Consider the following 15,276-nt stretch of genomic DNA (forward strand, 5'->3'; position numbering starts at 1 on the left):
TATAAACTTAGACAATTCGATTATTAATAAAATAAAAGTCACCACAACAATGAGTATACATGACATAAAATCATCATTTTATTTATCATATATGCAAAAGAATCCCCACAGACCCGCTAATTTAGCAGTTTTCAAAATTTAGTACGAAAACGTAATAGATGTGGCAAAAACCAGGTCATGTTGTGGTAATGTATGGGTGAATTATTGAGATGTAGTAGGCCTACAGTTCTAAGATGTAATTTGTTAAGCTCGTTTCATGGGGTAAATCCATCTTTTTACGTAATCTATACCTTTTCACCTCTACGCTTCTATGAGAAATATTTAATAATGGCGCTATTTCCTTAGAAGAAAGGTTAAGTCTTAGATAGGCACATAGTTTAAGATCGTCTGGGGTTAATTTAGGGTGTTTGTTCTTTACCTTTTTAAAGAAATCTTTATCTGCATTGTTGAACGCTTCTTGGAAGAACTTCCAATCGTCTGTAGTATTTATATTCTTGTCAATAATCTTGATGACTGGTTTAACACTTTTTTGATTGTCGGTGTTTTTTAGTTCTTCCTTGATTTGATTCAAGAACTCATTCTTTTTAATAAGACTCATTGTAGAGATAGCCAGCTCCCTACTTTTATTCTCTATATCCTGGTGTAGTTTTTCGTTTTTGAGTTGCATCAATTGTTGTTCTATCTCAAGTTCCTTTAATTCCAAGTCGCGTTTATTTTTCAACATCAACTTTTCTTTTTGCTTTCTATAATAGCGTTTATACAAATAATGGATCATAACACCCAAAGTGAGGACAGTTAATAAATAGAGAACAACCATTAAGTTTGAAAGATACCAGGGTTTGGCAATTTCAAATTGATAAACCGCTTCATTATTAGATAGGTTATTTCCCACCTTTGAACGCACCTTAAAAGAATATTGACCATAAGGCAGATTTTTAAAAAGTACCGAAGACTCTGGAGACCATGAACTCCATTCGTCATAATACCCAATGAGTTTATACTGATATTCTACTTGCAAATACTTATAATATTCCGCAACGCTATAGGTAAATTGCAGGTTGTTTTCATTATTACCAAAATTGGAGGATTTAGAAATGTCTACAGAAAATGCTTCGCCATTGATGGCATAATTAGATATGGAGTTGATGGCAATATCGTAGGATTTGAGGTCTATTTTATTAATGTCTATAATCATATAACCTGAAGACGTACCAAAAAGGTAGTTGCCCTCTGACAGAAAAGAAATCGTTTCATAACCTGTCATGTCCTTCCTGAGAGATTTTGGGAGAGGAATTCTCGATATAATAGGTTTCTCACTAAATTTTCCGGGAGATACATAGGAAATATTCTTATCAGAAAAACTCCATAGCCTATCATGTTGTGTATCTGGAATCAATTTGCCGGAGATATATTCTCCTAATGGAAAGATACTACTCAACAAACTATCTTTCTCAAATTGCTTCTTCTGTTTATCGTAGACAAATACTCCCTTTTCATAGGCATATAAGATCTTATCCAAATAGGTCACCAAACTTGAACCGAAGCCTTTCTCAACAGAGGCATCTTTTACCACAGATTGTACTTTAGTCCAATCCTCATTCGTTATAATTTCAAAAACCCCCTTGTATTCATGGCTTACTAAAAATGTGAGAGAGTCTACGATGGCGAAATGCTTGGATGCAATATTGAAACCTTCCAATTTATTCTTATATGACCATTGTCCGTTTTGCCGATGTAGAAAATGTAGACCACTATAATTCCCCTGAATAACAAGGTTTTCATTATCGAGAAAGGGCTGTAAATCCCAGGTCCCTGGAATGGATGCTATCAATTGGGCCTGATCACCTTTGATTACAAAAGTTCCTAAATTATGACCACAAAAGAGCGTATCTCCTATTTCTTTTAAACTCCATACCTGTCCTTTTGTGCCTTCAATAAATTTAAAGCGATCTTTTGAAGCAATCGCTTTATAAAAAAGTCCTTGATTGGTACCTAAGTATAAATTTCCGTCAAAGAGTGTAGACGTATAAACCGTACCCAAATCGCCATTTTTATCATTGTAGATGCTTAATGCCGATTTTATGTTGATGATGTTAATTCCATTGTCCAGAGCCAGCCAAATATTGTTGTTGTTGTCCTCAAACAGTCCCAATACCGTATTGTTCGAAAGTCCATCTGCCTGATCAATCGTATAAGAGATCTCCCCGGAGTTAGTTAAGTAAACCATCCCATTGGAAATTGTTCCCAATATAAAGTCACCGTTTTTAAGCATAATACTATTGTACACGCTCAAGCTGTCAATCATTTTTTTGGCTGGTATATCCCAATCAAAGAGACGCCCATCTTTCCATTTGTAAAATCCCTGCTCTTGCGTTTCAATCAACAATTCGCCATTATGATTAAACATATTGACCATGATATTTGTTAAAAAGATTGCATTGTCAATCAATAAGACCGGTTGACCACTTTCAATTTTATAAATCCCTTCTCCAAAAACTTGATAATAGACGGTATCATCTACTCTGAAAATTTTGGTAATAGTACTTTGAGTATCAATTATTTTATAACTGCGATTTTCTAAATCATAAATATATATTCTATTTAAGGACTGAAAAAGGACATAGTGATCCATGGACAGAATATTCCAAAACTGCTCATCTTCAATAAGCGGTATTTCCAACTCGTCAGAAATTGAGGTATAGTCTAAGCTACCAAATACATTACGTTTCCAATAGCCGAAGTTCATATAACACCCTGTGAAGATCAGGTCGTCGATTACGTTTACCGACCGCATGATGGATTGGTTTGGGGTAGGATACAATTGCCATTCAGCCCCGTTGAATTCAAGGAGTCCTTTGTTATTTGCTACATAAATATAGTGTTCATCCGATTGGGAAATACTCCAATTTTGATTTTCAGCACCATATTGCTGTGCCTGATATGTCGTAATGGGAGGCAACTCTTGTGCTATCAACATTGTTGAAAACAAGAGTAGCATATACAAAGTCAAGGTTTTAATTTTCAAAATTGAAGTTTTCCAGGGTGTATTTTACAATATAAGTTGAAATTACAAATTCCAGACTATAAAGCAAAAGTTTAAGGTCCTACAGTGGAATGACAGACGTTCATATATAATATAATGCACTCCTTATTATTCTATAAAAATAATCTCACTTCGCTCAGAAATCCCATTTTCATTGAAGGTTTCTACTTGTAAATAATACGATTGGTCTGTGGTCAAGGCGCGCAATTCATAATCAGGATGGTCGTACATCATAGCATTAAGATTAAGTTTATCTTTTTCAATGCCCCAATAAATCACATATCCCGTGGCATCTTCAACAGCATCCCAAGTTAAATTGGCATTACGTCTATCCTTTTGTCTGGTCACTTTAAAATTGGAAGGTGTTTGAGGTTTGGCTTCTTTCCCTTTTCCGAAAATCCGTAACTCGGATATTGCCAAATACTTATTGGTGCAGAACACGTGGTTATAACGGATATAACGAGCCTCAACCGAATTTTTAAGTTCGATATAGGCATGTGGGATATCCTTTGTGTTTTTTGAATAATCCACAACGACTTCCCAATTTTGTCCATCCAAAGAAGATTCGATGACGAATTGCTGTTTGATATCGTCTGGTCTTCCAAAAATCACACTGTTAAAATCCTGAAAATTAATTTGGAGAGCGCTCACATCCATCGGTTTTAATAAATCCATCTCAATATAAATGGAATCATTGTTGCTTTCTGAAACCCAATAACTTCGGATCTCTTCATCATTGATCCTGTTGATATTGAAATCCTTAATTTGTTCCTGCATATAACCATCTTCACTTTCATCGACCACATTGATTTCCTTTTCTACCAAAGGTGAATTAGTCTTGACGGGTTTTTTATAGGACAATAACATCCAGCCTGTAAAACGTTCTTTATGGTTTTGCACCTTTGTATCAGGAAGGTAGTGCGGGTAATCGCCATAAGCGGTATTGACATACATTTGGCCATTCTCTTCAAATCCTGCCGGGTACATTCCCAAACGTCTTTCAAATTTAAAATTCACGGAGATGGCCATGGTTGAATAATGCCAAAAATTGCCATTGTTGTCTTTGACCGTGCTACCGTGACCCGAGCCTTTCAAAAAACCGCCCGGTTTATATGAAATAGGATTATAGGGCGCATATTCAAAAGGTCCAAGCGGATTTTTACTGGTATAGACTCCATCGGCATAAACGTTCCATTGCGTTCCAGGTGCGCCGTATTCGAGATAATAGGTGCCGTTATGTTTTACCATCCACGGTCCTTCAATAAAGGGTTTTAAATCAGATCTATGATCCTGTCCAAAACGCTCCCATCCATGTTTCTCTGGATTGAGATTGAACAAATCAATTTGTTCCCCCAATGGAATATAATAGTTTTCAGGATCTAACTCAATGCCTCTAATCGGCCATTTGTTGGAGGATTCTTCATACAGATATACCTTTCCATCATCATCCACAAAAAGATCAGGATCTTGGGTACCGTGTGGCATATTGATTACTGCGTAATTGGTTTTCCAATCGCCCAGTTCAGGATTGTCAGTTTCAATAACTGCACCTCTACCAGATGGATCTCCCAATACGATCACCTTACCATCCCTGACTGCAGCGGCCGGTGCATTGGAGCCATTGAAATACCAACTTTGGGGTTTTATAAATTTCCAATTGCTCATATCGTCAGAAGCCCAATAGCCATGGGAACGTGTAACGAACATATAAAAACGTCCTTTGAAATTCACAACGGCAGGATCCGCTCCAGAACGATAGGATACATTATTTCTCGCACGATAATGCGACATATAGGAATAGTCAATATCTATAGGATTACAATAAGTCGTGAAATTATTTTTCGAGTTTTCGACTGTATTCTCGGTCTGAGTTTGCTCCTTAGTCGTTTTATCATCTGGGCTTTCCTTACAAGCCGTTAGAGCGACCATCGAAAAGCATATACTGAATGTTTTAAATATATTCATGATTTATAGATTTTAGTGTTTGTAAGCTTCCATAGGTTGCCCTCTCAAACGTTCAAAGTTTTTATAACTGCGTCGGATAGCTTCCGGACTTGCTTTTTCAAATTCTTTATCCGTTACCAAATATTTCTCTTGTAAGGTCCCAAGTTTTAAGCGTAACTCCTTTTCGATATCATCATAAGATTCATCATCAATGAGATTGTTCATCTCTTTAGGATCCGTCTTCAAATCATAGAGTTCCCACTGATCGATATCATCATATACATGAATTAATTTGTAGCGTTTGGTACGCACCCCATACATTTTTTTGACCATGTGGAATGCCGGAAAATCGTAATAATGATAATAAATGGCATCTCTAAAATCGTCATCATTGGCCTTTTTTGTCACTAAAGGTCTCAAGGATTTTCCTTGCATATCGGCTGGAATCTCTGCTTGGGCAAAATCTAAAAAGGTTTCGGCAAAATCGAGGTTTTGGGTCAAGGCGGTAACTTTGGTGCCTGGTTTGATGACTGCCGGATATCTCATGACCATAGGCATTGCCAATGATTCTTCATACATAAAACGCTTATCAAACCAGCCTTTTTCACCTAAATAAAAACCTTGATCTGTGGTGTAAATAATGATGGTATTTTTCTCCAATCCGTTGGCTTTTAAATAGTCTAAAATTTCGCCAACACCTTCATCAACCGATGCAATGGTTGCTAAATAATCCTGCAAGTAGCGTTGTGCTTTCCATAGTGCCAGTTCTTCGTCATTATAATTGGCATCATGCATGGCATCATTTTTTGGTCCATAAGCATGATCCCAAGCGGCACGTTGCGCTGTGGTCATTCTGTCAAAATCTGTTTTCCATGGATTGTGCGCCAATTCATTACTTCCTTTTGCCACGGTCATTTTCAAGTCGTGACCTTCATACATGTCTCTATAAATGGTTTGGTATTGTTCTTTAGAGGCGATAGAACCTTCATGATCGGTAAAATACGTATCAGGCAACGGAAATTTGACGTCGTCATATTTGTTCAAATGTCTCAGTGCTGGCATCCAATTGCGATGTGGTGCTTTGTGTTGTACCATAAGGAGAAAGGGTTGTTTACCATCTTTTACTTGATCCAGATATTTTATCGCATCTTCAGTAATAATATCCGTGGCATAGCCCTCAATCCTTGTGGTATCCACCCTTTGGGTGGTTTCATTTAAAGCGATAAAATCCGGATTGTAATAATTGCCTTGATCCGTTAAAATATTCCAATGGTCAAACCCTTGCGGATTGCCGTGCAGATGCCATTTTCCGATCAGTGCTGTATTGTATCCTACTTCTTGCAACATCTTGGGAAAGGTGGGCTGGTCGCCATCAAATCGATTGCCATTCATTCGAAACCCATTTATGTGACTGTGTTTCCCGGTGAGGATTACAGCTCGGCTCGGGCCACAGATGGAATTGGTGCAGAAGTTATTCATAAAAATAGCACCTTCGTCCGCGATGCGGTCAATATTGGGTGTTGGCGCCAATTTGCTAATGGGATGACCATAGGCACTAATGGCTTGGGTAGCATGATCATCTGCCATAATATAGATAATGTTAGGTCTTTGTTCCGGTTGCGTTTCAACTACAACTTCCGGTTTGGTCTTACACGATAGTAAAGAGACCATTATCAACAGATACCATGCTAAATTTTTCACGTTTTCTTAATTATTCTTACGGTTTGTATGATTTCTCTTTTAAAAATAGTCTTATTGAAAAAATCAAAGACTTCATCCAATTGATCAAAAGGGATGGATGACAGTTCATGTTTGCCTCCAATCACTTTATAGAAATAATAGGGCATTTCCAATTCTACCAATCTATCTACTATGGTTGACGAGCCATCCAATATGATGTAACCTTTCTTTTCCGGTTTACAAAGATGATGTGCAGCACTCGCAAAAGGCACTAAATTATCCGCAGTGCCATGAAAAAACACCGACGGCAGGGCATTATCTTTAGACAAATAATCAGCATTGACCATGGCTCCCGCCAAAGAAAAAACACCAGCAAATTTGATATTCTCATAGTTTTTTAAATTATCGATAAAATATTCCCGCATATACACGGCATTGAGCATCCCTTCTGCACCTGCACTACTCCCGCCTGCAATAATTTTTGTGGTGTCAGCTCCCAATACATCTTTATTCTCATAAATAAATTTTGCAGCGTCCAGAAAGTCGATCGCTGCATTCTTAAAGGTGACCAGCTTATCGGCTCTGGGACAATCGCAACCAAAACCGGTCACTTGGCCTTTTCGGGTCAATCGATAGGAAATTGAAATACCTAAATAACCTTTCTCTGCCGCCAATTCCGCTAATTTCACTTCACTAGGGTAACTCCTACTACCGCCAACAAATCCGCCCCCATGCATCCACAACAATACTGGAACAGAATCATTTTTTTTCATTTTTTTGGGCGTATAAACATCCATTTTTAAGGTGTCCAATCCTTTAATCGCATAGGTATAAGTAGTAACATTTGCTTGGGAAAAACTCAAACTGAAACTACATAGGAATAGAACTAAAGTTATTTTTTTCATTTGTTAATCTTTCTTTTCAATCAAAACGCCACTAAGGACTGTTTTTCCTTCAATGGGCTTGAGATTTATGCTTAAGCCTTCGTTGTTTCTAATGTTAACCATACTTGTTAAGGTAACGCCGTATTTATCCGGAAATGTATTTGCCAAATCAAAACGACTTTCAACCAAAATATCGTTTAAAAACACATCAAATTTACGTTGTTTTTTTGTGTCACTATTGGCTAATTCTTTTTCGGCGGTTAAATTAAAAACCATCTCAATGTTACTTTTTATTTGTGGTTCTACAAAAAATAAAGTGATTTGGTATTGTCCATCAGGAACATCGACTTTATATCCCGTACAGCCTTCAAGCATCGTTTGAAAAACTCCTTCTTTTTCTGTGTTTTTGATATTATTGGGAATACCTTGATTCTTGTCTTTGGTAATGTTGTATGGTGTTCCGTCGAAATGCCCGTATAGATTTTCAGAATATTGTCTGTCTGGAACGAAGGTGACGTTGTTCTCCTGATCATAAAAGCTGAAATGTGATCCAAGGTTGATTCCAAATCTTTTGAAATGCGCTGTTTTCAAGTTATCAGATTTGAATACTTGAAGTGTTTTGATTTCTTCTTGTGAATTAGCTACCACTTTCAATTCATTTTCACCATTTATAAAAGGAATATCCGCTGTAGCCAATCCGTCACTAAAAGTAACAGCATCAATCAATTCGCCATTCAAATAAACTTCTGCCTTCTTTTCATTTGAAAAAATCGATACGGTCCGTTTGTCTTCATTAATTAAATTCAAAGGGTGTTCTGGATTTAAAGCAATGTGTAGAAGAGGCTCCTTAGTGTTCAAAACAGCTTTGTACCAAAAATAAACATCCTTTGGCTCCCGATTGTATTGCACCAATCCTTTTTGATTGAGATGCGGAATGGTTTCGCCCCGAAATTCTGAACCGAAGTCGGCAAAATTCCAAGCAGTCATACCAACAACAAAGTCGCGCGCCATAACTTGATCATAATAGCTTTTATGGAGGATCAATTGGTATTCTTGGGTATAATCGTACTTTTTTGGGGTGGTGCTCGATATATTCACATCTGCTCCAGGCCCATATTCTGACACCATGATGGAACGGTTTGGAAAACGTTTGTGTTGGTCATCCAAAAATATGCCCAAATCAGGAATGGTGTCGTTATACCATCCAAAGTAGAGATTCCATCCAATCAGCATGGACAAATCGGCAATTTTAGTGTCGTTATAGACTTCATTGAAGTGCAATGCCATCACCGTCAATCGGTTGGGCGCCATTTTTCTTGTGAAATCCTCCAACTGTTTCGCAAGTTCATAACTGTAAACTTTAGCATCTTCCTTTTCTAGGTCAGTAGATTTTCTATCGAAAACCAAGCGTAGAAAAATCTCGTTCATATAACCAAACATTACCACTGAAGGAAAATTATAGTACTGTTTGAGATGTTCTTCCTGCATGGTCATGCTGGTTTCAAAAAATTCAGGTGTGTTGGTCACTTTATTGACAACTGGGATTTCTGACCATACCAGAAGTCCAAGTTCATCGCATAATTTATAGAGTTCCTGAGCTTGTGGATAATGTGCAAAACGTATCACGTTGGCACCCATGTTTTTTATCAGATGAATGTCCTTTTCCTGAAGCTGCATCGGTACGGCACTTCCGTAGCCATTATAATCCTGATGACGGTTAACTCCAATTATTTTGTAAGATTCTCCGTTAAGGAACAAACCTTTATTTGGATCAACACTTACCCAACGGAACGCAATATTCGATGACTTCTCATCTAAAATAGTTCCATGCTTATCTTTTAACAAAATCTGCAAATGATAAAGATTTGGATGTTCTGGCGACCATAACTTTGGATTATGGATATCAGAAAAAAGAATATTAAGGTTTTCCGAGCTGTTGGCGTTGATTTTTATTTTTTTGGTTTCCATACGGATGATTTTTCCATCGGCATCCGAAATACTTACTTCGAGTTGATTTGTAGCCGATTTCACATCAAAATTATCCAATAGAACAGATACCTCAACACTGGCTTTTTCTTTGGAAACATTAGGGTAATCCACATAAAAACCTTCAGATGCAAAATCATTTAAAGTGAGATGTTGCTTTGGCAATGCAATCCATTCCACATCTCTATAAATACCGCCATAAATTGTAAAATCGATGTCCAAGGGTGGGATATTTAAGTTAAGGGAATTGTCAACCTTGACTTCGATAAGATTATAAGAACCAAATTTTATGAACTCTGTAATATTAAAATTAAAGGCCGTATAACCACCTTTATGATTGCCAGCAAAACTGCCATTCACATAGACATTGGTTTCTTGATTGACCCCTTTAAATTTGAGGTAGTGTACTAAATCTTCTTTTTCTGAGGGAACATAGACATGTTTTTGATAAAAACCCGAACCTCTAAAATATCCACTTTCGTCATCAAAAGCATCATCTTTATTCCAGGTGTGCGGAATATTGACCGTTTGCCAATTGGTTTTGGTGGTATCTAAGGTGAATTGCCACCCGGAATTAATTATGGTTTTTTGGGCAGTCAATTGATAAGAAAAAGCCACACAAAACAGGATCAGCAAATTTCTTATATGATATGTTTTATGTGGCTTCATATTACTATGGTATAAATAATGTTACATTATTTTAAGACTACTCTTTTGCTCATTTTATTACCACCTGCGTTAATTTCCAAGATATAAAGTCCAGCAGCAATTGTATCGTCTTCTCCCGAAGTTCTATTCCAAGTATGGTTAAATACACCAGCAGAAACCTCATCATTGAAAATAGACGTAACCATTTTGCCGGCAACATCATACATGGCTATGGAAACTTTTGCAGTGTTATTCATTTTAAAACGAATTGAAAACGACTCAGCCACAGGATTTGGAGAGATCGTGACATTGGCCTCCAATGAAAAATCAGAAGTTGAAAGCTCTGTAGTTTCCGTCATTTTAATGACGCCAATATAACAAAAGCCTGCGCCATTAGTATTTTCAGGTCCTTTTTGGAGTGCTAATACAATGTTTCCAGAGGCGTCAGGTTGAATGTTTGCAATAGTGGTCGTATTTGCTGTATTGTTTCCTCCATCCAAATAAGCTATTCCAGTATTGGCACCTGTTGCGGTATATTGAGCTTGACGATTATCCGATACACTCATTCGCGAAGCAAAAATTTCAAATTGATAATACATGGAGGTATTCATACCTGAAAAGGTAAAAGCTCCTGTTTCGTTACTTCCATCCTGGACATAATAGGAGTCAATCGTTGCCGTAGCAGGAAAACCAATACTCGGATCGGGAGAGGTCGTTCCATTGTTGTTGGCGGCTACAAAAGAATCCGTAACACCAAAAGAATAGGTTGAAGCCACACCTTGATCATTGATAAAGTTGGTGATGTCTGTAGTCATAGCACTTGCCAAATGATTGTTCCAGTTGCCCTCTGTCCGGTTAAGTTCCGAATTGTTGTGGTTCAAATCAAAAAGGAAAACCTGTTGTGATTGTACCGTCGTTGATAATATAGCAATACATAATATTGCTAATGTTTGCGTAATTTTTTTCATTGTTTTTATTTTTAGTTGATTAATATTCTCTTTGTAATAATTTTATTGTCACTGTTAATCCTCATAATATAAAATCCCGATTCAATCTGATCTCTCGAAAAAGACATCGTATTGTTCACAGGGGTCTTTGTTTTTCGATAAATTTCTTTGCCCAACATATCAATCAATGTGATAGTGACCTCTTGCGACAATGTCTGCGTGAACTTAATGGTAGCCGTTGTAGTCACTGGGTTTGGATACACTTTGAAATCTGCAGTAACATAATCCTCCACACTCAAAGCATCTGCTCTTTCTTTTACAGCAAGGTGAATACCTTTAGCGATAACGCGGTCATAAAAAATCTGGTGTGCCGCATCATTATAATGGATACCATCTCCCGAATCATACTGTGGAAGAATACCATTATTATTGGCAATAGGAAAACCTGTCCAAAAATCGATGGCAAAGTCACCGAACATCATGTTGGTCTCGGTCACCATTTGGGTTTGAATATTCAGGTTTGTCGTATTACTCCCAAAATTTCGTGGTTGTGGGGTGGTGACCCATAATGGTACTTCTTCACTGGTGGTTACGGCACTGATAAGATTATAGTTGGTCAGTTGATCTGCAACAGGATAACCACTTGCAGCATCATTGGAAGGCATGTTAATGATAACGCCTCCTGGAACCAATTCAATGCCCTTTGTAATGTTTCTTTGCGTGTCTATTGATCTACTTACTCCCGATGGGATTGGTGTGCCCGTTGGTAAAATATTGTAGGTAGCATAACCGCCCACAGCTAAATTGACAATATCATAACGCGTATCCATTTCTGTAAGATAGTTGCGGTACTTGGTTGCCCAAGCGTTATTACCGTCTGATGGCCCCACACCTGCTGCGGTTGATGAACCGAGGATGACAATCCTGTAAACCAAGCCTTCATTTGGTATGGTTTCAAATGCAGCATCACTTGTATCGGTCAGGCCCTCTCCTGAAATCCTGATCAGGCAGGATGATGAAATCGTATTGGGAACCACCATGTCATAATACTGTAATGACGCTGGGGCGGTAGCTATGGTTGACCAATTAGCGCCATTATCTGAGGAAAATTCGATCAACATATCGGTAACAGCAATACTTGACCATTTCACTCTTACGGTTTTGTCTACTTCCCATAAATGACCACCATTAGGATAGGTCAAGGTCAGCGCAGGATCTGGAGTGGTATCTCCAATTGGCGTGTCACTGATGATCAATTGGAGCGCACCTATATAGAAAAATCCAAAAGAATTATTGTTGTTCGGTCCTGGTTTGGCTTCAAAGGTGATGTCACCACTTGCCGTAGATTGAATATTTAAAATATCCGCAGTGTTTGCCGTGTTATTAGAGGCATTTAAACCTTCAGCAGCAATTGTTGCACCGGTTACCGTATAGAGCGTTTCGCGATTATCGCTCACCCCAGTTCTGGAACTGAATACTGAAAACGAATAATATTTTGAAGGGTCCAATCCAGTCAATGTAAATCCTCCAGTGAGCGTGATATTTCCGTTAAACGCTGCACTTGTTGCACCAAAAAAACTATCTCTCGTGGCCGAAGCGGGAAAAGGCAATGCGCTATTAGGTGACGTTGTACCATTGGTATTGATGGCATCAAAAGCGTCTGTCAGCTCAAGTGTCACTCCGGTGGCGGCCCCGTTTGAATCAATCAGGTTGACTATCACACCTGTTTGATTTTGCATCGTTGTGACCACGTTATTCCAATTTCCGGATGTTGTGGTATTTCCATGCCCGAAGTCTATAAATGCGTATTGCTGCGCAAAACTTATAGAAGTCATCAGCATAAGTAAAAAGAGTAATTGTTTTTTCATAGTGATCTGCTATTTATAATTAATTTAAGGGTTATTCGAGGGTAAATAAATGTTTAAATTTAAAATCAGAACTTGGCGCAATGGCAATTTCAAATTCTCCTGCTTCAGCAACAAATTCCATTTTGTTGTTGTAAAACTTCAAATCCTCAGCCGATAGTTTAAACCTTACAATTTTAGTTTCTCCTTTTTTAAGAAAGATTTTTTGGAAACCTTTGAGTTCCTTCACAGGCCTTGTAATGCTTCCTACCTTATCGTGTATATAAAGCTGAACCACTTCATGGCCGTCATAATTCCCGGTATTGGTAATGCTTACCGTTGCTGTAAGTGTGTCATTAAATCCGATATGTGCTGACGACAGCGTGAGGTCAGAATATTTAAATGAAGTATAGCTCAAGCCGTGTCCAAAAACGAATAATGGGGTATTTGGCGAATCGATATAATTGGACTTATAATCTTGTTTCGGATTGGATTCCGGGATGGGACGTCCTGTGTTTTTCATATTGTAATAAATTGGAATCTGGCCAACATTACGTGGAAAGGTCACCGTCAACTTCGCCGATGGGTTATAAACCCCAAACAAGACGTCTGCAACGCCACTTCCTCCCATGGTTCCAGGATACCAAGCTTCCAAAACAGCATCCACTTGTTCAATTTCTTCCGAAAGGTCCAAAGGTCTTCCGTTCATTAAAAGCATTACAATTTTCTTATTGGGAACCGCTTCCCGAATTTTCTTGATCAGTTTTGGTTGGATCCCAGGTATTCTAATGTCAGTACGCGATGCTGCCTCACCGCTCATGTGGTAACTTTCGCCCATAACGAGAAGCACCACATCTGCTTTTTTGGCTGCATCAATAGCTTCCTGAAAACCACTTTCGTCATCTTTTTCCAGATCGCAACCCTTCGCATATAAAATACCATGCTCCTTTAAATATTCCTGAAGACCTTCGTAAATACTCACCGACTTTCCTTTTCTATCTCCAGCACCACCCCAATTCCCGTTAATGTGATACTCATCCTTTGCCAAGGGACCGATCAAAGCAACGGTAGCCGACTTTTCCAATGGTAAAGCATTCCCATCATTTTTCAATAATACCGAAGATGCCGCCGCAGCGTCACGAGCCGTTTTTAAAAATTCGGGTTTATAGATGATTTCTTGTTGGCGTTTTTCGTCAGAATAGCGATAAGGATCGTCAAACAATCCCAATTTGAATTTTGCCGATAAAATTTTCCGACAGGGCTCATTGACCAAGTCCTCACTAATCGCTCCATCTTCAATCAATTTCTTTAAATTCTTACGATACACATGTCCCATCATATCCATGTCAATTCCGGCGAGCATTGCCAAACGTGCGGCATCAATACTGTCTTTTGCGAAACCATGTGGAATCAATTCATTAATAGCCGTATAATCGGACACGACAAAGCCTTTAAAATCCCATTCATTACGAAGAATGTCGCGAAAAATAAATTTATTTCCGGTTGCGGGAACGCCGTTCAGCTCATTAAAAGCGGTCATAAAGGTTTCCACTCCAGCATCAACGGCTGCTTTAAACGGTGGTAAATACACGTTACGCAATTCATCTTCTCCCATACTGACCGTATGATAATCACGACCCGCTTGTGCAGCGCCGTAACCCACAAAATGCTTGGCACAGGCAAGAATGGTATTGTTTTTTGACAAATCATAGCCCTGAAATCCTTTTACATAAGACTTTGCCAAGACATTGGTCAGATAAACGTCTTCTCCTGCACCCTCTGAAATCCTGCCCCAACGCGGATCTCTGGCAATATCCAACATGGGTGCAAAAGTCCAGTGCAATCCTTCTGCCGAAGCTTCTTCAGCAGCGATGCGTGAGGTGAGTTCAACAAGCTCAGGATCCCAACTACCGGACAGTGCGAGATTAATTGGGAAAATGGTGCGATGGCCGTGAATCACATCATAACCAAACAACAGCGGAATCCCCAAGCGGGTGTTTTCTACAGCAATTTTCTGTAGATCACGTGTGGCTTTAGCGGTATACACATTCAACATAGCACCTACGTTACCTTCTCTAATGTATTTCTCGAAATCAGTATTGACGAACGGTCCTGTTTTGGCCCAACCCCCGCCATACATAACGGTCTGACCGATTTTTTCTTCCAAAGTCATCAAGTTCATCAACGAATCGATTTTAGCCTCGTATATGGAAGGCGCATTTTGCGCACCCAAAGACCATAGACATCCAAAAAACATAAGACTTGCGATTAAAAAATGACGTGTTCTCATAGGTTCTGGT

General features: G+C 38.6%; 8 protein-coding genes. All 8 read right to left on the reverse strand.

Annotation, left to right across the window (positions count from 1 at the left end):
- Positions 1 to 220: 220 nt before the first annotated feature.
- The 8 genes from J4051_RS05805 to J4051_RS05840 all read right to left on the reverse strand — a co-directional run bounded on the left by J4051_RS05805 (position 221) and on the right by J4051_RS05840 (position 15,266).
- A complete protein-coding gene (locus J4051_RS05805; protein ID WP_317192694.1) occupies positions 221 to 3,025 on the reverse strand; it encodes a helix-turn-helix and ligand-binding sensor domain-containing protein in 2,805 nt (934 codons plus the stop codon).
- A 126-nt stretch (positions 3,026 to 3,151) separates the two neighbouring features.
- Positions 3,152 to 5,008, reverse strand: a complete 1,857-nt coding sequence (locus J4051_RS05810) for a family 43 glycosylhydrolase (protein ID WP_236027263.1) — start codon at positions 5,006 to 5,008, stop codon at positions 3,152 to 3,154.
- Between the two features lie 12 nt (positions 5,009 to 5,020).
- A complete protein-coding gene (locus tag J4051_RS05815) occupies positions 5,021 to 6,658 on the reverse strand; it encodes a sulfatase family protein (protein ID WP_208233001.1) in 1,638 nt (545 codons plus the stop codon).
- Positions 6,659 to 6,684: 26 nt separating this feature from the next.
- Positions 6,685 to 7,572, reverse strand: coding sequence for an alpha/beta hydrolase (locus J4051_RS05820; RefSeq protein ID WP_208232917.1), 888 nt, complete (start codon positions 7,570 to 7,572; stop codon positions 6,685 to 6,687).
- A gap of 3 nt (positions 7,573 to 7,575) precedes the next feature.
- Positions 7,576 to 10,206, reverse strand: a complete 2,631-nt coding sequence (locus tag J4051_RS05825; protein ID WP_208232918.1) for a glycoside hydrolase family 2 TIM barrel-domain containing protein — start codon at positions 10,204 to 10,206, stop codon at positions 7,576 to 7,578.
- Positions 10,207 to 10,232: 26 nt separating this feature from the next.
- Positions 10,233 to 11,153, reverse strand: a complete 921-nt coding sequence (locus J4051_RS05830) for a T9SS type A sorting domain-containing protein (RefSeq protein ID WP_208232919.1) — start codon at positions 11,151 to 11,153, stop codon at positions 10,233 to 10,235.
- An 11-nt stretch (positions 11,154 to 11,164) separates the two neighbouring features.
- Positions 11,165 to 13,000, reverse strand: coding sequence for a T9SS type A sorting domain-containing protein (locus J4051_RS05835; protein WP_208232920.1), 1,836 nt, complete (start codon positions 12,998 to 13,000; stop codon positions 11,165 to 11,167).
- A gap of 31 nt (positions 13,001 to 13,031) precedes the next feature.
- Positions 13,032 to 15,266, reverse strand: coding sequence for a glycoside hydrolase family 3 N-terminal domain-containing protein (locus J4051_RS05840; RefSeq protein ID WP_208232921.1), 2,235 nt, complete (start codon positions 15,264 to 15,266; stop codon positions 13,032 to 13,034).
- Positions 15,267 to 15,276: the final 10 nt, after the last annotated feature.

Origin of the sequence: Gelidibacter pelagius (genome assembly GCF_017581925.1) — a bacterium.
Lineage (GTDB): Bacteria > Bacteroidota > Bacteroidia > Flavobacteriales > Flavobacteriaceae > Gelidibacter > Gelidibacter pelagius.